The organism is Archangium gephyra, from assembly GCF_049060025.1.
Taxonomy (GTDB): domain Bacteria; phylum Myxococcota; class Myxococcia; order Myxococcales; family Myxococcaceae; genus Archangium; species Archangium gephyra_A.
Map to the genome: position 1 here is coordinate 8,468,895 of NZ_JBMEQQ010000002.1, position 18,154 is coordinate 8,487,048.

General features: G+C 70.9%; 13 protein-coding genes. 10 read left to right on the forward strand and 3 right to left on the reverse strand.

Annotated features, from left to right (window positions below; all coding sequences use genetic code 11):
- Window positions 1-4: 4 nt before the first annotated feature.
- Window positions 5-1,756 (forward strand): fatty acyl-AMP ligase, encoded by a 1,752-nt coding sequence (locus ACN28I_RS37085; RefSeq protein WP_420946620.1) that lies wholly within the window; start codon window positions 5-7, stop codon window positions 1,754-1,756.
- The gene (locus ACN28I_RS37090) at window positions 1,753-3,288 is read left to right on the forward strand and encodes an FAD-dependent oxidoreductase (protein ID WP_420946621.1); all 1,536 of its coding nucleotides are present in this window, start codon (window positions 1,753-1,755) and stop codon (window positions 3,286-3,288) included. Before ACN28I_RS37085 ends, ACN28I_RS37090 begins: the two co-directional genes overlap by 4 nt.
- A gap of 34 nt (window positions 3,289-3,322) precedes the next feature.
- Here ACN28I_RS37090 and ACN28I_RS37095 read toward each other — a convergent pair whose 3' ends face one another.
- On the reverse strand, window positions 3,323-4,645 hold the full coding sequence (locus ACN28I_RS37095; RefSeq protein WP_420946622.1) for an O-antigen ligase family protein: 1,323 nt from the start codon (window positions 4,643-4,645) through the stop codon (window positions 3,323-3,325).
- Between the two features lie 391 nt (window positions 4,646-5,036).
- Here ACN28I_RS37095 and ACN28I_RS37100 point away from each other — a divergent pair, with 391 nt between their 5' ends.
- The 3 genes from ACN28I_RS37100 to ACN28I_RS37110 all read left to right on the forward strand — a co-directional run bounded on the left by ACN28I_RS37100 (window position 5,037) and on the right by ACN28I_RS37110 (window position 9,494).
- The gene (locus ACN28I_RS37100; protein WP_420946623.1) at window positions 5,037-6,227 is read left to right on the forward strand and encodes a glycosyltransferase family 4 protein; all 1,191 of its coding nucleotides are present in this window, start codon (window positions 5,037-5,039) and stop codon (window positions 6,225-6,227) included.
- A 240-nt stretch (window positions 6,228-6,467) separates the two neighbouring features.
- Window positions 6,468-7,964, forward strand: coding sequence for a right-handed parallel beta-helix repeat-containing protein (locus ACN28I_RS37105; protein ID WP_420946624.1), 1,497 nt, complete (start codon window positions 6,468-6,470; stop codon window positions 7,962-7,964).
- Between the two features lie 426 nt (window positions 7,965-8,390).
- Window positions 8,391-9,494, forward strand: coding sequence for an SGNH/GDSL hydrolase family protein (locus tag ACN28I_RS37110; RefSeq protein WP_420946625.1), 1,104 nt, complete (start codon window positions 8,391-8,393; stop codon window positions 9,492-9,494).
- A 3-nt stretch (window positions 9,495-9,497) separates the two neighbouring features.
- Here ACN28I_RS37110 and ACN28I_RS37115 read toward each other — a convergent pair whose 3' ends face one another.
- On the reverse strand, window positions 9,498-11,198 hold the full coding sequence (locus ACN28I_RS37115; protein WP_420946626.1) for an ATP-binding protein: 1,701 nt from the start codon (window positions 11,196-11,198) through the stop codon (window positions 9,498-9,500).
- Between the two features lie 180 nt (window positions 11,199-11,378).
- Here ACN28I_RS37115 and ACN28I_RS37120 point away from each other — a divergent pair, with 180 nt between their 5' ends.
- The 4 genes from ACN28I_RS37120 to ACN28I_RS37135 all read left to right on the forward strand — a co-directional run bounded on the left by ACN28I_RS37120 (window position 11,379) and on the right by ACN28I_RS37135 (window position 14,320).
- A complete protein-coding gene (locus tag ACN28I_RS37120) occupies window positions 11,379-12,473 on the forward strand; it encodes a PAS domain-containing protein (protein ID WP_420946627.1) in 1,095 nt (364 codons plus the stop codon).
- A complete protein-coding gene (locus ACN28I_RS37125; RefSeq protein WP_420946628.1) occupies window positions 12,449-12,979 on the forward strand; it encodes a sensor histidine kinase in 531 nt (176 codons plus the stop codon). The genes ACN28I_RS37120 and ACN28I_RS37125 overlap by 25 nt, the downstream gene beginning before the upstream one ends.
- Window positions 12,980-13,077: 98 nt before the next feature.
- Entirely contained in the window at window positions 13,078-13,833 is a 756-nt protein-coding gene (locus ACN28I_RS37130) for an NlpC/P60 family protein (RefSeq protein WP_420946629.1), read from the forward strand.
- Window positions 13,834-13,999: 166 nt separating this feature from the next.
- Entirely contained in the window at window positions 14,000-14,320 is a 321-nt protein-coding gene (locus tag ACN28I_RS37135) for a hypothetical protein (RefSeq protein WP_420946630.1), read from the forward strand.
- Between the two features lie 21 nt (window positions 14,321-14,341).
- Here the strand turns inward: ACN28I_RS37135 and ACN28I_RS37140 are convergent, their stop codons facing one another.
- Complete coding sequence (locus ACN28I_RS37140; protein ID WP_420946631.1) at window positions 14,342-16,996, reverse strand: protein kinase domain-containing protein; 2,655 nt, start codon at window positions 16,994-16,996, stop codon at window positions 14,342-14,344.
- A 299-nt stretch (window positions 16,997-17,295) separates the two neighbouring features.
- On the opposite strand from ACN28I_RS37140, the gene ACN28I_RS37145 reads away from it, so the two are divergent.
- The gene (locus ACN28I_RS37145) at window positions 17,296-17,910 is read left to right on the forward strand and encodes a PilZ domain-containing protein (RefSeq protein ID WP_420946632.1); all 615 of its coding nucleotides are present in this window, start codon (window positions 17,296-17,298) and stop codon (window positions 17,908-17,910) included.
- Window positions 17,911-18,154 lie beyond the last annotated feature (244 nt).

An 18,154-nucleotide genomic window follows, 5' to 3' on the forward strand; every position in this document is an offset into this window, starting at 1 on the left:
TCCCATGTCGTCTGACTGCATCTCGGGCGCGACGTCGCTCGCCCACATCCTTCACCGCCGCGCCGGGCGCCACCCGGAGCGCAGGGCCCTCACCTACATCACCCGCGGCACCGAGGAGCGCAAGGCGTACTCCTTCGCCGGGTTGGATCAGCGGGCCCGCACCATCGCCGCGCTGTTGAAGGCCCATGGCATGGAGGGCGAGCGCGCGCTGCTGCTCTACCCCCAGGGCGCGGAGTACGTGGAGTCCTTCCTGGGCTGCCTCTACGCGGGGACGGTGGCGGTGCCCGCCTATCCGCCGGATCCCACCCGCCTGGAGCGCACCCTGGGCCGGTTGCTCGGCATCATCGCCGACTGCCGCCCCAAGGTGGTGCTGTCCACCCGGGAGATCCGCGACATGGCGGCCGCCTTCGCCGAGCAGGTGCCCGGACTGGCGGCGCTGAAGTGGCTGGCCACCGACGCGGAGGACCTGGGCGTGGTGGCGCTGGAGTCGCCGGCCGACGCCCGGAGCGAGCAGCTCGCCTTCCTCCAGTACACCTCGGGCTCCACCTCGGCGCCCAAGGGCGTGATGGTGAGCCACGGCAACCTGCTGGCCAACCTCGCGCACATCCGGGGCAGCGTGGCGCTGGGCGAGGACTCGTGCTCGGTGACGTGGCTGCCCTCCTTCCACGACATGGGCCTGGTGGACGGGCTGATGGAGGGCTTCTACTCGGGCTACCCGGTGTACCTGATGTCCCCGGCGGACTTCCTCAAGCACCCGCTGCGCTGGCTGCAGGCGGTGACGGCCTTCAAGGTGACGCATTCGGGCGGGCCCAACTTCGGCTACGAGCTGTGCGTGCGCAAGGCGACGCCCGAGGCCCTGGCCGCGTTGGACCTGTCCTCGTGGCGCAGCGCGTACTGCGGTGCCGAGCCGGTGCGCGCAGGCACCATGCGGCGCTTCATCGAGACGTTCTCGCCCCGGGGATTCTCCGCCTCGGCGCTCTTCCCGGTGTTCGGCCTGGCGGAGGTGACGCTCAAGGCGCCGGGCCTGCAGGGGCGCGGCGTGGTGACGCTGAGCGTGGACAAGGAGGCCCTGAAGGAGGACCGCGTGGTGCCGCTGTCCGCGGGCGATGCCAACGCCATGGAGATCGTCTCCTGCGGCGAGACCCAGGAGGGGTACGGGCTGGCCATCGTGGACCCGGAGTCGCGCGAGGCACTGGCGGACGGGCGCGTGGGGGAAATCTGGGTGTACGGCCCCAGTGTGGCCCAGGGCTACTGGCGCAAGCCGGAGCTGTCCGAGGAGACGTTCCACGCGCGCATCCGCGGAGATGACTCGCGCCAGTGGCTGCGCACCGGGGACCTGGGCTTCATCCGGGACGGGCTGCTGTACATCACCGGCCGCAAGAAGGACCTCATCATCATCGGCGGGCAGAACCACTACCCGCAGGACATCGAGTGGACGGTGGAGGCGGCGCTGCCGGCGGTGAGGCCGGGGTGCGGCGCGGCCTTCTCGGTGGACGTGGAGGGCGAGGAGCGGCTGGTGGTGGTGGCGGAGGTGGACACGAAGCAGCAGCAGGGCGGCGCGGCGCTGGACCTGGAGGCGGCGGCGGCCACGGTGCGCAAGGCCATCAACGACGCGTACCAGTTGCGGCTGCACGACGTGGTGTTCCTCAAGCCGGGGAGCGTGCCGAAGACGTCCAGCGGCAAGATTCAGCGCCAGGCGGCGAAGCGCGCGTACCTGGAGCGCGGCCTGCAGGGGGTCGCGGAGGAAGCTGCATGAAGGTGGCCATCGTGGGAGGCGGCATCGCCGGGATGGGGGCCGCCTACAGTCTGCACCGCCAGCACGAGGTGACGCTCTTCGAGGCGTCGCCGGTGCTGGGAGGCCACGCGCACACCGTGGAGGTGACGCGCGAAGGCCGCACGGTGCCGGTGGACATCGGGTTCCTCATCTACCACGACTGGGTGTACCCGAACCTGTCGGCGCTCTTCCGGCGGCTGGGCGTGGAGACGCAGCCCCTGCGGCCGGGCCTGGAGCTGTCCATCCACTTCCAGGGAGGCCACTGGCGGACGGGCCGGGACTCGGCGTTCTGGGAGTCCGTGCGCCACGAGGTGGATCGCTTCCAACAGGCGCTGCCGGAGATCGTCTCCCACCCGAAGAAGTACATGCCCCTGACGGTGGAGCAGTACCTGGACGAGGAGGGCTACTCGGAGGACTTCAAGCACAAGGTGGTGGCGCCGCTGCTGTCGGTGCTCTTCGTCACGCGCATCGGCCTGCTGCGGATGTCCATGTTCATGGTGGCGGCGACCTTCGGGCCGGTGAGTGGCTATTCGATGGGAGGGCCCACCTCCTGGCGCACGGTGAAGCAGGGCTCGCGCGAGTACGTGCGCCGGCTGTCGGCGGGCTTCGCCTCGAGCGTGCGAACGGGCTGTGGGGTGCGCTCCATCCGCCGCGAGCGGGACGGGGTGACGGTGACGAGCGCGGACGGCGCGGTGCACCGGTTCGATCAGGTGGTGCTGGCCACGGAGGCGGGCACGGCGCTGAAGCTGCTGGAGGATCCTTCCTCGGATGAGGGCATCCTGCTGGGCGAGGTGGAGTACGAGCCGGCGAGCATCGTGTTGCACACGGACGCGCGGGTGATGCCGGAGGACCGGAGCCTGTGGGCGGCGTACACGTACGTGACGAGCGAGGCGCGAGGGCCCTTCACGCGGGCGCACTACAACTACTACCTGCCGGCGCTGCAGGACTGGGTGGGGGGCGAGGATCTGTTCGCCACGTGCAACCCGCCCGAGGGGTTGATCGACCCGGCGAAGGTGGTGAAGACGATGCGCTGGCAGCACCTGGTGTGCGACGGGATGCACCCGGTGCGCTCGGCGGAGCTGCACCGCATCCAGGGCAAGCGGCGCACCTGGTTCTGCGGGGAGTACGTGGGATTCATCTCGGGGCACGAGATGGCGTTCACGTCCGGGCTGGCGGTGGGCAAGGCGCTCGGCGGCGAGTTCCCGTTCGAGGACAGCGAGTTCGCGCGGCGGAGCTTCTACGACGTGGCGGTGCACCACATGAAGGTGGTGCGGCCGGATCAGGCGCCCGTGGAGGAGTCCCCCACGTGGTGGCCGCCGCCGATGGCGCGGGTGCAGTCCGAGGTGTTGCGCGGACTGGTGGAGGACGAGGTGCGGCGGCGCCTGAGGGCGGTGCTTCCGCTGCCACAGGTGTTGCGCCCGTTGGAGCAGGCGGTGGCGGGCACGGTGGCCGGCCGCGTCTCGCTCTACGACGAGCTGCGCAAGCAGAAGAAGCCGATTCCTCCTCGCGCCTAGGAAGGACGAGGGGCCGGGGGCGGCTCCACCGCACTCACCGGTGCTGGCCGGAGATCCTTCCGGACGCGGTCCCCGTCCCGGGTGTCCAGGCGGGAGGCACCTCGGCCGGCGAAGGCGCCTGGGCCTGGCTGGAGTCCCCTTCCACGGGGACCCGCTGGGCGGCGCGGGCGAGCCGGTCCGCGCAGGCCGCCAGCCCGAACAGCACGTAGAAGTGCACGGCCACCAGGAAGCCCGCGAAGAGGCAGGACACCAGGTGGCCCACCACGGCCGCCGCGAGCGCCCGCACCAGCCAGCCGCGCTCCCTGTCCCGCGCGAGTGTCCACAGCGGCCCGAGCGCCGCGCCGATGAAGGCCAGGAAGAGCCCCAGCCCCACGAAGCCCAGGTCCGAGATGACCTGGAGGAAGACGTTGTGCGCGGCGTACACCCGCGTCGAGCCCTGGGGCCCATACAGCCGCCACGCATAGGGGAAGGTGCCCGCGCCCACGCCCAGCAGCGGGTGCTCCAGGCTCACCCGGGAGGCCACCGTCCAGGCCTCGACGCGGCTCATCGCCGAGGCATCCGCCTCATAGGTGCCCACCGTGCGCGTGCGGTTCCAGAAGCTCTGCGGGGAGAGCACCAGCATGGCCCCGGCCGCCACCACCACCACCAGCGTGCGGGCCAGGTTGCGCTCCAGCAGCACCCACGTGCCCGCGGCCGCCACCAGCCCGAGGAAGCCGCCGCGCGAGTAGCTCAACACCATGGCGGTGATGGCCAGCGCCGCCGCGAGGCCACACGTCAGCCGCACCAGCCAGGCACTCTGCTTGCGGACGAGGAAGGCCACCGCCAGGGGCACGATGATGCCCACGCTCATCGCCATGCGGTTGGGGTCCGCGTACACGCCCACCCAGCGCGCGCGGTAGCCCTCCACCATGTCCACGCCCGCCTGGTGCCAGGCGATGACGCCGCGCGAGGTGACGAGTGAGCCCACGATGAGCGCGAGGCAGGCCCACAGCAGCCGCCGCTCCGTCGTCACCAGGTTCACCAGCGTCAGGTAGAGGAGCACCCACTTGAGGAGCTCCATCGCGGCGAACTGCGTGGCGGCCGGGTACAGCGACCAGCTCAGCGACGCGAAGACCAGGCCACAGAAGATGATGAGGAGCACACCCCGCTGCCCATCCACCCACAGCTTCTCCCGGCGGCCCAGGCGTCCGAGGAGCATCAGGCCGGTGGCCAGCGCCGACAGCACCAGCGCGGGGCGGAACCGGGCGAGCCCCGGAATCCACTCACCGGGGCTGATGTAGATGGCGGCCAGGAACGCGAGCAGGAAGCCGAAGGCCCAGCGATCCTGGCTCTGCACCGCCTTGCTTCCCATTCCCATCCCCGGACCTTCCCCCTCGTGGAGCCGGCTCGCTGGCACCGCGTGCCCACGTTGTGCACTCCGTACGGCGAGCACCATCATCTTCGGGCGTTCTCGTCTCCATCCCCAACGAGGGTGGGCATGGGGTGCGCATCCAGCCCACGGTGCGCAACATCTCCGTGCGCGGAAGAGTCCTGAGGTGCGGGACCGGACATCCGCGTGGTTGGCGTCCGGTGGTTGATGAACGCCTCGGGTCAGTAGACCTTGCGAAGCTCCAGTCCTGACCTCATCACAAGGCAATGGGGAGTGGGCCGTTCGCTGCCGGCGGGGGAGCAAGAGGAGTGAGGTCCGGACTCGGACCAGGGCCTGCGTACGCATTCCGGCCGGGGATGCGTGTGTGCAGGGGGGGCGGATGAAGGGGCTTCGCATCGCACTGCTGATGAGCCTGGCGCCACGCAAGCAGGGCTCGCTGGAGGACTGGATTCTCGCCTTCTGCCGGGAGGCCGCGCGGCGTGGCCACGTGGTGGATGCCTGGCTGCGCGAGCCCATGCTTCCGTCCTTCGTCGCGGAGCTGAAGGCCAGCGGCGCGCGGGTGGAGGACCTGGTGGAGTTCGAGCGCTCGGGGCTGCTCGCCATGACGCGGCGCCTGGCCGGCCAGGACGTCATCCACCTCAACTTCCTGGCCCCGCGCAGCCGCCTCGCGATGGCGGCCTACGCGGCGTGGCCGACCCAGGTACTGTACACGGCCCACTCGGACATCACCGACGAGGACGAGGACGTGGTCCGCCGCGGCCTGCGCTGGGCGGTGAATCAGGCCACCATGGTGCGGGTGCACAGCCTGGCGGGGGTCTCCGAGCACGTGCGCGTGAAGGAGGGCCGGCGCTTCGGACTCCATCCCCACCGCTCCCGCACCATCTTCAACGGCGTGGACACCCGCCGCTTCCATCCCCACGCGCGCCCGCAGCCGGGGGGGCCGGTGGAGCTCATCACCGTCGCCAACCTCGTGGAGAACAAGGGCGTGCACCACCTGCTGGGCGCGCTCGGGCGCCTGCGCTCGCCCCGGGTGCGCCTGCGCGTCGTCGGAGATGGCCCGGCGCAGCCGTCCCTGCGCGCGCTCGCGGCCCGGCTTGGGCTGCAGCACCAGACGGAGTTCCTGGGGTTGCGCAACGACGTGCAGGAGCTGCTCGGAACGTCGGACATCTGCATCCAGCCCGCGCTGGCGGAGGCCTTCGGGCTCACCGTCGCGGAGGCCATGGCCTGCGGCTGCGCCGTGGTGGCCTCCCGGGTCGGCGGCATCCCCGAGCTCATCCAACACGGCAGGACCGGTCTGCTGGTGGAGCCCGGAGACGAGGCCGGTTTCGCCGCCGCGCTCGAACGCCTGCTGAACGACCCGGCGTTGAGGCGTCAGCTCGGCGAGTCGGCGCGTCAGCGGGCCTGTGAGTCCTTCGAGCTGACCCAGACGGTGCGGCGCCACGTGGACTGGTGCGAGGAGGCGGCCGGGTATGTCTCCCAGCCTCCCGTCCGGCTCACCACGGCCCCGCCGTTCCCAGAGGCCGGGCTCGAGCCGCGCGCCTCGTACCAGGCCGGTCCTCACGCTTCCTGAAGCAGCCGGGGGAGCAGGCGCGCCGGCCCTTGAGCAGAGAGCGGGCAGACAGGCCCTCCGGCAGGAATAGCGAGGAGGCAATCACTGTCCAGAACACCCCGGCCCAGGAGGGTGTTCACGGTGAGAACTTTCAACAAGCGCTCCGCATTCATTTCATCCCTGTTGGCCTGTCTGGTGACTGCCTGTGGGTCCCCTGGCGGAGTGGGTGGAGCCCGGGAGAGCGAGCCCCGGGTGCCCCCCGTGGAGACGCCCCCCCTCGGGATTCCGGGCACCTCCCAGCCGGGGCAGGGGGGAGCTCAGACGCCCACCTCGGAGGCGCCGGACACTCCCACCTCGGACGAGGACACGGGACCTCCCGCGCCGGCCCCTCAGCCGGGCAGCCCCACCCCGGGGGAGGCGCCGGTCACCCCGCCCACGTACAAGCGCGTCTGGGTGGTGAGCCCCACGGGCAGTGACACCGCGGGCGGCTCGGAGACGGCGCCCCTGCGCACCATCAGCCGCGCCATCACCCTGGCCGGTCCGGGCGAGCTCATCCGGGTGCGCTCGGGCACCTATACCGAGCGCGTGCTCATCTCCGGCGCCGTGCGCAGCGGCACGGCCGAGGCGCCCATCACCCTCCAGGGCGAGGGCAATCCGCGCATCGTCCTGGGCGCGGTGAACGGGGCGCTGATGGTGGTGGAGAAGCCGTACTGGCTCATCAGCGGCTTCAACATCGACCTCCAGAACCGCAAGGCCTACGGCGTGGCCTTCACCGGCAACCTGCAGGGGACGAAGCTCTCCCACTCGGAGATCCACCACGGCCAGTACGGTGCCGGCGTGAGCTTCCACTACAGCGCCAACGGGGCCACGCTCGAGAACAATCACATCCACCACATCTTCATCAGTGGGGATGACGCGCACGGCGTGGTCATCCAACCCACGGCGCGCAACATCACCGTGCGCAACAATGTCATCCATGACAACTCGGGTGACGCCATCCAGTGCTACAGCGAGGATGGCACCGTCCCCGGCGCTCCGGCCGATGGTGTCCTCATCGAGGGCAACGACCTGTACGGCAACATCGAGCAGTCGTTGGACATCAAGACCTGTCACAACGTCATCGTCCGCCGCAACAAGATGCACCTCGCTCGGCGCCATCCGACCCTGGGCGGCAATGGCGCCATGGTGGTGCACATGTCGGCCAGGAACGTCCTCATCGAGGACAATGACTTCTACGACGCGGGGCTGGCCATTGGCGTGGGCGGCAACCGCTACGGCCCGTATCCCTCGGGCATCGTCATCCGCCGCAACCGCATCCGGGACATGATCACCCTGGACGGCATGACGGGCGGCGGCCTGCAGCTCGCGGTCTCCACGGGGACGCAGGTGTACAACAACACCTTCACCCGGCTGCAGGGCCCGGCGCTCAGCGTGGGCAGCGGCACCGGCGGGCCGACCGAGAACCTGGTGGTGAAGAACAACATCATCGACGCCGCCTACGTCTTGAAGCTGGGCACCCAGGCGCCGGGGCTGAAGATGGGCAGCAACCTCTACCGGCCCGGTGCCACCTTCAATGGCTCGACCCTGTCCCAGTGGAAGGCCAAGGGCTTCGATACCAACTCCCTCGAGTCCAGCACCCTGCTCAACAGCACCAGCACCCTGGTGCCCGCACCGGCCGCCGTCGACCGGGGCGAGAACCTGGGCCTCCCATTCTGCGGGGCCGCTCCGGACATCGGCGCCGTGGAGTCGGGCTGTTAGTGTCGAGCTCCAGGTCCGGCCGGAGGTGGACGTGCGCGCGGGCCTGAGCATGGCGTGCCTGCTCACTGGCGAAATCCGCCGCGGTGGGCCAGGTAGCCGAGGTGTTGGAGCGATGCGCGGCGGATGTCCAGCGTCTCGCCGTAATACCCCAGGGCCTCGCGTGCGTCCGCAACCCGGTCAACGGTAGGTCCGGAGGCTCACGGAGCGGCCGGGGCCCCCCGTCAAGATGGTCCGGCGGGTGCAACGCCTTTCCATATCAGGGGAGGAGTGATGGGGAGCCGGCGAGGCGTGGCACTGCGGGTGTGTCTGGCGGCAATCCTGATGACCCGGTGTGGACCGGCAGGGAACGAGAGGGAACTCTTCTTCCCACCGGCGGACTCCGCTCCGGCTTCCTCCTGGGAAGCCTTGCCCGCAGGTGGGCTCGAGGTGGCGCCCGTACGCACCGGGCACGACCCGGCCCGGCCCCGTCCGGTGGCTCCCATGTTCCAACCGGGCTTCCATCTGGCCCTGCGCTCGTCCCACGGCGTGGGCAGCCTCACCACGTTCCGGCTGCGCGTGCCGGTGAACCGGGCGGGAGCCCGGGTGCGGCTCGCCTTCCGCTCCGGGGATGGCTCCCTCGTGCTGCGGCGGGTCACTGTCGCCCGGGCCGGGAACGAGGGCTCACTGGCCTCCGCGCCCGTGCCCGTGACGTTCTCCGGCTCACCCGGCGCCTCCGTGGCGACGAGGACGCGCGTGGTGTCCGACCCCGTGTCCTTTCCCGTCCACTTCGGTGAGGAGCTGGCCGTGTCCTTCGAGGTGGAGGGCGCGCTGGCGGCCAGTGCCATCGAACTGCTCCCTGGCAGTGCCATGCGCCCGGGCTCCTGGGCCACCACGCCGGGTCCGCTGGGCGGCACGTCCTGGGCCTTCCCGGTGGGACTGGCCACCGTGGAGGTCGAGGGCCCTCCCTCGCGGGCCTTCGTCGCCCTGGGCGACAGCATCACCAAGGGCTACATCGATGGTCATGACGACATCCGTGACACCTGGGCCTTCCGGGCGGGCGCCCAACTGGGCGTGCCCATCGTCAACGCCGGTGTCTCCGGCCAGGGCTTCTACGATGGATTGCGGATGCTGGACGGCGAGGCGCTCGTCCTGTCGGGCATCACCGACTGCATCGTCCTGCTGGGCACCAATGACCTGAGTGGCGTCCCGGACAGCAAGCTGCAGGCGGACATGAGCGAGTTGCTGGAGCGGCTGAAGCCCTTCTGCCGCACCTGGACCGGCACGTTGCTGCCCAAGGAGTACGCCAACAACGGCAAGTACGAAGAGGTGAAGGCGAGCCGGTTGGTGATGAACGGCTGGATTCGCACCCACCGGCAGCCGGACATCATCGACTTCGAGGCGGTGACACACGCGCCGGACAACGTGCACCACTTCATCGACGGGCTGGACGAGGACGGCGTCCACCCGAACGCCGCCGGCCATCGCGTCATGGCCGACGAGGTGGTGCGCGTGTTGCGCGCCAACGGTGTGCCGCCCCAGCAGGCTCCGTGAGGCTCAGCCCGGTGCGTCCAACAGCGGGAGCGACACGGTGAAGCGGGCGCCCTGTCCGGGCTGGCTCTCCACCGACACGCTCCCGCCGTGTGCCTCGACGATCTCCCGCAGGATGTAGAGCCCGAGCCCGAAGCCGCCGTAGTGCCGCACCGAGGCGGCGCGCTCGAAACGTCCGAAGATGCGCTGCTGGTCCTCCGGCGGGATGCCGATGCCCTCGTCCTCCACGCTCATCATCGCGCGGCCTCCCTCGGCCCGGCAGCGCACGTGCACCGGACAGCCCGCCCCGTACTTCATCGCGTTGGACAGCAGGTTCTCCAGCACCTGCTCCAACCGCAGCCGGTCTCCCAGCACCGGGAGCGGCCCTTCCACCTGGGCGTCGAGCGTGCATTCCGCCTGGGCGAGCACCTCGTGCGAGCGCTCCAACACCTCGCGCACCAGCACCGCCAGGTCACACGGCGCCGTGTCGAGCTGCAGCGTGCCCCGCGTCAGCCGTGAGAGGTCCAGCATGCTCTCCACCAGCCGCGTGAGGCGCACCACCTGCCTGTCCGTCACCACCAGCCGGGCCAGCAGTTCCTCGGAGGTGGCCTGCCCGCCCTGGATCATCCGCTGGGCCATCTGCAGGCCCAGCCGCAAAGGCGTGAGGGGCGTGCGCAGCTCGTGCGAGGCGATGGCCAGGAACTCGTCCCGGGCCCGCACCGCCTCCTGCGTCTCGCGCAGCAACCGCGCCCGTTCCGCCTCCGCTTCGCGGCGTTCGGTGATGTCCACGAAGGTGACCACCGCGCCCAGCCGCTCGTCGCCCCGCCAGATGGGATAGGACCAGACCTCCGCCGGAAAGCCCGTGCCGTCCGCGCGCCACAGCCACTCCTTGTCGTCGTGGATGCCCTCCCGGGTGGTGGCCTCGTAGACGACGCACTCCAAACGGGGATAGGGCCTGCCGTCCTCGTGGCTGTAATGGATGGTGTCGTGCATCTGCCGCCCGATGAGCGCCGAGGCGTCCGGATAGCCCAGCAGCCGCGCGCAGGTGCGGTTGGCGAAGGTGCACCGCCCTTCGAGGTCCAGGCCGTAGATGGCCTCGCCGGTGGAGTCGAGCAGCAGCCGGAAGCGCTCCTCGCTCTGGCGCAGCCGCTCCTCGGCGTACTTGCGCGCGATGCCCTGGGCCAGCGCGTCCGCCACCGAGGCCAGGGCCTCCAGGGTGTCGTCCTCCAGCCGGTGGCGCGCGAACATCGCCATCACTCCCACCACCTGCCCATCGGCCAGGAGCGGGTAGCCCGTGAAGGCCATCAGGCCCTCGTGCAGCGCCCATTGCCTGTCCTGGATGCGCGGGTCGTTCGTCACGTCGTTGGTGAGCAGGGGCCTGCCTTGCTGGGCGATCTGCCCGATCTTCAGATGGCCCAGGGGAATGTGCGCGTGCTCGCCGTCCAGGTGGGTATAGCGCCCGGCGCTCGCCCGCAGCTCGAGCACCTGCGTGCCTGGAGGCAGCACCCAGATGCGCGCGAAGGCTCCCCCGAGGTGGCGCACCATCGCCTCCGCGCACGGCTGGAGCATCTCCTGGAGCGTGCCCGGGTGGGCGAGCGCGGCCCCCACCTCCGCGCGCAGATGGGCCGGGCCGTCCGGCCCCTCGCGTCGCGGACCCCTCCGGGCGAGCCAGACTCCCGCGACCCCTCCGAGCGCACCCGCGAGCAGGCCAACGACGAGGCGATTCACACGTCCTCCTCTCCCGGGACGATACATCCGCCGGGCCGTGGCTCCCGTCCAAGCGGCGTGTAGGGCATGTGCCCCGGACGTCCGGAGGCAAACACCCCCGAATCATGCCTTCCTGACCTTTCCTGACAGACAGTTATGTTCGAGACGGCCCTGTTCTCGTGGGGTCAGGGGGGAAGACCCATGCGGGCTCGCGAAGCCGTGGTGCAGGCACCGGTGAGGCAGGAGGCCGAGTTGTTCCGGCTCATCCTCGACGCGCTGCCATACCCCATCTTCTGGAAGGGGCGGGACCTGAGCTACCTCGGGTGCAACGCCGCCTTCGCGAGGATCGCCGGCCTGGCGGAGCCCGGCGCGGTGGTGGGGCGCTCCGACTACGAGCTGCCCTGGCGCAAGGAGGACTCGGACTTCTACCGCGCGTGCGACAAGCAGGTGCTGACGTCGGGCCAGCCGCTGCCCGAGTGCGAGGAGCCCGTGCGGGGCAGTGACGGCCTGCAGCGGTGGACGCAGACGAGCAAGGTGCCCCTGCGGGACGAGCAGGGGGCCGTCTTCGGGGTGCTCGGCATCCTCATCGACGTCACCGAGCGGCGCGAGGCGCAGGAGCGTTTCCAGGTGGCGCTCGCCGCGGGGGAGGCGGCCAATCGCATGCTGAAGGCGCAGGTGATCGAGCGCGAGTCCATGCAGCGCGCCCTGGCCCTCAGCGAGATGCGGCTGCGCACGGTGGTGCGTGGCGCGCAGATAACCCTCTGGGCGCTGGACACGCGAGGCACCTTCACCTTCGCGGATGGGGGCGCGCTGACGGCGCTGGGCCTCTCGCCGGGGTGGTTGGTGGGCCACTCCATCTTCGAGATCTACGCGGGCCACCCCGACATCCTCGCGCAGGCCCGGCGGGCGCTGGCCGGTGAGTCCGTCACCGGCTACATCTCGTTCGATGGCATCCACTACGAGACGCGCTACTCGCCGGTGTTCGACGAGGCCGGCACGCTCACGGGAATCACGGGCCTCGCCCTGGATGTCACCGAGCGCGTGCGCTACCACGAGATGCTGGAAGCGGAGCTGGAGCGGACGCGCAACCAGTTGCTGCAGGTGGAGCGGCTGGCGACGCTGGGCACGCTGGCGGCCGGCGTGGGGCACGAGCTGCGCAACATCGCCACCGTGCTCAACAGCCTGAGGACCTCCTTCCACGAGTGCGCGCGGCGCGGCACCCCGCCCGATGCCGAGGAGGCCTCGAGGAGCTGGGCTGGGCGTGCGAGCACGTGGCCACGCACGGGCGGCACCTGATGGACCTGGGCCGGCCGGGGCGCTCGACGTTGGAGCGGATGGACCTGCGCGAGCTGGTGGCGGGCGCGCTGGCCATGCTGCGCACCGCGGGCATCACCAAGCACTTGAAGGTATCGGCCTCGGTGCCCGAGTCGCCGCTCTGGGTCGAGGCGAGCCGGACGCGGGTGGAGCAGGTGCTGCTCAACCTGGTGAGCAACGCGGCCGACGCGGTGGAGGCGGTGCGGGACCGGCCCGCGGAGGTGCGGGTGCGGCTCTTCCAGGACAGCGCGTCGGGCTTCGCCTGCTGCCGCGTGGAGGACACCGGGGTGGGCATTCCCGAGGAGAAGCTCACCTCCATCTTCGAGCCGTGGTTCACCACCAAGCCTCCGGGGCGCGGGACGGGCCTGGGCCTGCCCGTGGTGCGCACCATCCTCCAGGAAGCCGGAGGGGACCTCTCGGTGGAGAGCGAGGTGGGCAAGGGCAGTGCCTTCACCTTCCGGCTGCCCGCGATGCTCCAGGCCGGCTGAGGAGCGGCCGGGAAGGCGCACGCGCCTGGACGCAGAGGGTGCAGGCGGCGGCGGAGGTGGATAATGTCGCCCCCCCTTCGTCCGGCAGGGAACCGTGCATGCGCTGTGTGCTCCTCGTTCCGGTGTGTCTCCTCGTCGCCTGCGCTGGCTCCGCGCCCGCGCGCCGTCCCGCCACTCCGGCTCCGTCTTCAGGGCTCGTGGAGTCCAGGGCCGCCTCGACGGAAGAGGTGGCGCGGGCGCTGAGCACCACGGTGGAAGTCGCACGGCTCGTGGCCGGGGCCTCCAGCCTGCGTGCCTCGCGCCCGGGCTTCGCGGGGACTCCCTCGGGCGCAGCGGCCCTCATCGTCGAGCGCGCGGTGCAGCTCGTGGGGGTGAAGCAGCTCGGCCGCGTGGACCGCAGCGTCCCGGATGATTGCTCCGGCTTCGTGCGGCTCGCCTACCTCGAGGGCGGCATCGACCTGGTCAACCATGGCTTCCTCAACGGCGAGAACGCCGTCTCCGCCATCTACCGCCGCGCGCAGGACCGCGGCGCCATCCACCAGCGCCGCCCCCGTCCCGGCGACCTCGCCTTCTTCCAGGAGACTTACGACCGCAACCGCGACGGCAAGCGCAACGATGGGATGACCCACATCGCCGTCGTCGAGACCATGGAGCTGGACGGCACCGTCACCTTCATCCACCGGGGAAGCAAGGGCATTGCCCGCTCGCGCATGAACCTCCTCTTTCCGCGCACCCACCGCGCCGGCCAGAGCGGGCCCGTCCTCAACGACTTCCTGCGCGCCGCGGCCAAGGGCCAGCGCGCCTGGCTCACCGGCGAGCTCTTCGTCGGCTTCGCCTCCCCCCTGGCGCTGTAGGTGGGAAGCGCGGCGCCCGTGTGGGTTTGAAGCGAAGCGCCCCTCGTGCGTCAGTGGGGGCATGCGAACCGCTCTACTCCTCGGATTGCTCTGTCTCGCACCCGGCTGCATCGTCCGGGGCTACCACCCCCCCCGGCATGAGCCGCGTCCGCCGCCCCCCCGTGCCATGTCGTACAACGAGGCCGTGTCGGTGGGCTTCTCGGAGTGCCGCTCCCGTGGCCTCCGGTGCGAGCTCAAGGAAGCCCACCTCACGGGCCGTGACGTATGGAAGGTGAAGTTCCACGCCTTCGCCCCCGGGGCCCGGGGCCACCTGCACCTCGAGTACCACGCCTATAGCCGCGAGCTCCTGCGCGTCGACGAGAAGATCAAGGATCGGGACAGGGACAGGGGCCGCGACCGGGACGACTGGGATGACGACGATGACGGCCGCGGGCATGGCCGTGGCCGTGGGAAGAAGAAGGGCCACTCCAAGCACGATGATGACTGAGAGGCGTTGAGGCCCCGGGGCTCACTTCTTCGACAGCGTCGCGAGGGCGTCCTTCGCCTCGTCCTGGCCGCAGTTCTTCGAGCTCACCCCGGCCTTGTCCTTGGGCAGCTTGCTGAGCTGCTCCAGGGCGGGCACCGCCTTCGGGTCTCCCAGTCCCGCGAGCCGCCGCGCCGAGCGCGCGCGCACGCCGCAGTTCTTCGACTCGAGCGAGCGCGTGTACAGCGCCACCAGGTCGATCCCGTCGGTGGACAGCATGGCTTCCAGGTAGCGCAGCGCGCCCCACTGCCTGGGCGAGGACTCCTCGTCCGCCAGCTCCTCGAGGTGCTTCTTCAGCGGCTCCTCCGGGAGCGAGGACAGCAGCTTGCGCAGCCCCTTGTCCGCCTCGTTCGCTCCGAAGTCCTCGGCCAGCCCGTCCAGCACCGGCGTCTCGAGCGCCCCGCGTGCCGCGTCGTCCATCCCGGCGAGCACCGAGTGTTCCTCCTCGTGCCGCTCCAGCCCGTGCAACGCCCGCGCGCGAAGCTGGAGCACCGCCGTGTCCTTCTTCGCTTCCGCCGGCACCTCGGCCAGGAGCTTCAGCGCGTCCTCCGGCTTGCCCGCCTCCATCAGCTCCCGGGCCTGGTACACCGGCTCACCGCGGCGCGACACCTCGTAGGAGCCCAGTCCCAGCACGGCCACCAGCCCCAGGCCCAAGCCCGCCGTCTGGCGCGGCCAGGCCCGTACGAGCGCCACCGTGCGCTCGGCCGCCGTGCGCGCCAGGTCCGCCACCGCCCGCACCGGTTTCATCATCGGGCCGAGCTGCTCCTCGATGGGCGGGGTGAGGGACACCTCGTCCTGGCCACCGAAGGGCAGGCCCTCCGGGGAGCGGCGGCAACGGTGGATGCGCAGCGGCTCGCCATTGCCCGGCATCGGCACGCTGCCGCAGGGCTCGGCATCTCCCTCCACCCGGTTGCGCGCGAGGTTCACCGACTCGGTGAAGATGACCTCGCCGGCCGCGGCCACCTGCTCCACCGCCTTCACCACTTCCACCGGCTCGCCGAGCACCGCGTCACGCGTGACGAGCACCTCGCCCGTGTGGAGGCAGATGCGCACGGGGAGCTGCTCGTCCGGGCCGCACGTCTGGTTGTGCCGCCACAGCCGGTCCTGCATGGCCATGCCGCACAGCACCGCGTGGGTGGGCGAGTGGAAGACGGCCAGCAGTGAGTCTCCGCGCTTCTGCACCAGGCGCCCGCCGTACTGGCGCACCAGCGGCAGCAGCAGCCCGTCGTGCGTCTCCAGCATCCGCGCGTTCTGCTCGTGCGTCTGCCGCGAGGTGCGCTCGGTGTAGCCCTCCAGGTCGGTGAGCATCACCGTGAGGTTCTGCGGCTTGCTGCCCGAGAGCGTCCCGCTGCCAATGGGGGCCACCGTGCCCGCGGGCTTCGGGGCGGGGACGACGGTGCCGGCGCGCACCACGTGCTTCTCGTACACCACGGCCGCGATGGCCGATTGGGAGGCGCGGGTCGGCGCGCGCGAGGGGGAGGCCGCGCCCTCGGGCAGCGGCATGTTCCGCTCGGCGCGGGTCGGCGCCTGGGACTGCGAGCGGCCACTGCTCGCGGGCACGGCCACCGGCGAGGGCATCGGAGCGGGCACCGGAGCGGCCACGGGCGGGAGAGGGCCGAAGACGGACGTGCCCGAGGACGGGGACTCGGCCGGCTTCTCCTGGGGCGCGGCGAAGGCGGCCGTTCCACTCCCGCCGGGGGCGGACGTGTCGGGGACGAGGAAGGCCGAGATGCTCGGGGAGGCCGTGCCCGCCGCCATCGCCACGGGCATGCTCATCACGGCCTGGGCTCCAGCCGCCGCCAGCGCGCCGAGCGCATCCACCAGCTCGGTGGCACTCTGCAACCGGTGGGTGGGCGCCTTCTGCAGCAGCTGCATCACCAGCGCGACGAGCGCAGCGTGGGCGGCGAGCGTGGGCGCGGCCTCGATGAGATGCATGGGCTCGGCGGCGGCATGCTGGGCCACGTACTGCGTGGGCCCGGGGCCGGGGAAGGGGAGCTGGCCCGAGAGCATGCGGTAGGCGAGCACCCCGAAGGAGTACAGGTCGCTGCGCGGATCCACCGGCGCGCCCACGGCCTGCTCCGGCGAGAGGTACTCCGGCGTGCCCACCACCAGCCCCACCTGGCTGAGGTTGCTGCTCGACGCGTCCGGCTCCACCAGCCGGGCGATGCCGAAGTCCAACAGCCGCGCCTGCTCCCCGCGCAGCCCCTTGGTGAGGAGCACGTTCTCCGGCTTGAGGTCGCGGTGGATGATGCCCTTGTCGTGGATGGCCGCGAGGCCCTCGGCGAGCTGGTACAGCAGGGGCAGCGCGCGCGACGGCGCCATGGCCCCCACCTGCAGCACGTCATAGAGGTTCTCACCCTCCACGTAGTCCATCACCAGGCACGCGCCGACCTCCGCCTGGCCGTAATCGATGACGTGCACCACCGCCGGGTGCTCCACCGCGGAGAGCATGCGCGCCTCGCGCTTGAAGCGCTCGATCATGCTCGGGTGCACCATCAGGTCCGCGTGGAGGACCTTGATGGCCACCTTGCGCCCCAGCGACACCTGCTCACCGAGATACACCTCGCCCATGCCGCCTGCTCCCAGCAGTTGGAGCACACGGAATCGGCCATCGAGGACAAGGGTACCGGTATCAATCACGGGCGCTTCATCTTCGCCGGAAACGGGTGTCGCGGGCAGGGGCCTTGCGTGAAGCGGGGACGCTCATCTACTCGCCCCCCAAGCAGCGGAACAGGAAAACTCGCGTGCGCGTGTGCGGAGAGGGGGCTCCAAGGGACTCGCAGTGAACACCGCGTGCTGGCGGCGAGGTGGGGTGTGGGGCCGTGTGGGGCCGTGGGGGGGCGGCAGGGCGTTACAGGGGGCGTGGTAGGGTGCCCCGCAACGAAGGCCCGTCCCGGGTGGAGTGTTCCGGGGCACGGGTCAGGGGGTGGAGTGCGGCCATGGCCGAGAAGCGCCAGCAACGCCGGATCAAACGCCGGTTGATGGTGAAGTACGGGGAGCGGGAGCTCTCCCAGTCCGGCTTCACGGGCGATGTGTCGACGACGGGGCTGTTCATCATCTCCGCGTCGATGCCCCCGTTGGACACCCGGCTGCACATCCAGCTCTTCGTGGAGCCGGAGCGCTGCCTGTTCTTCGAGGGCGAGGTGCGCCGGCACAAGTTGGTACCGGCCGAGCTGCGCACCATCGAGCGGGGTGGCTTCGGGGTGCGCCTGCTCTCGCCCCGGGAGGTGCTCACCTCGGCGCTGGACCAGGAGCTGCGCATCCCGCACTTCGAGCTGAGCTACCCCACGCGCGCCGCCTTCCAGCAGGCCTACGAGCGGGAGCTGCGCATGGGGGCGGTCTTCATCTCCACCTCCAAGCAGCTGCCCCGGGACACGCAGGTCATCGTGAGCCTGGTGCTGGAGTTCTCCGGGCGCGTGGTGGAGCTGGAGGCGCAGGTGGCCCAGGTGTTTCCGCCCCAGGAGGGCCCGGGGACGATGGTGGGGCTGGCGCTGCTCTTCACGAACCGGGCGCGGGCCGAGGCGCTGCTGCGCCCCTGGTTGGGCCAGGCCTGAGCCGGGCGCGGGTTGGCGCTCCGAGCCTGTTTTCTTTCCAGCGGCTTGGAGACGGCTTCGGTGGTAAGCGCTTACCAGTGGTGTGTGGTTTTTGACTACATTGCTGGTAAGCGCTTACCACTGAGATGAGCCGGAGCCCGCGTTTCGCAAGGCGGGTTCGGGTGGCCCTCGGCGGCTCAACCCGAGCCGGGCGGGAGGTTGCCCCGACGGCCAGCTGTCCGGTAGCTCGGGGTGCTGGTGCCAG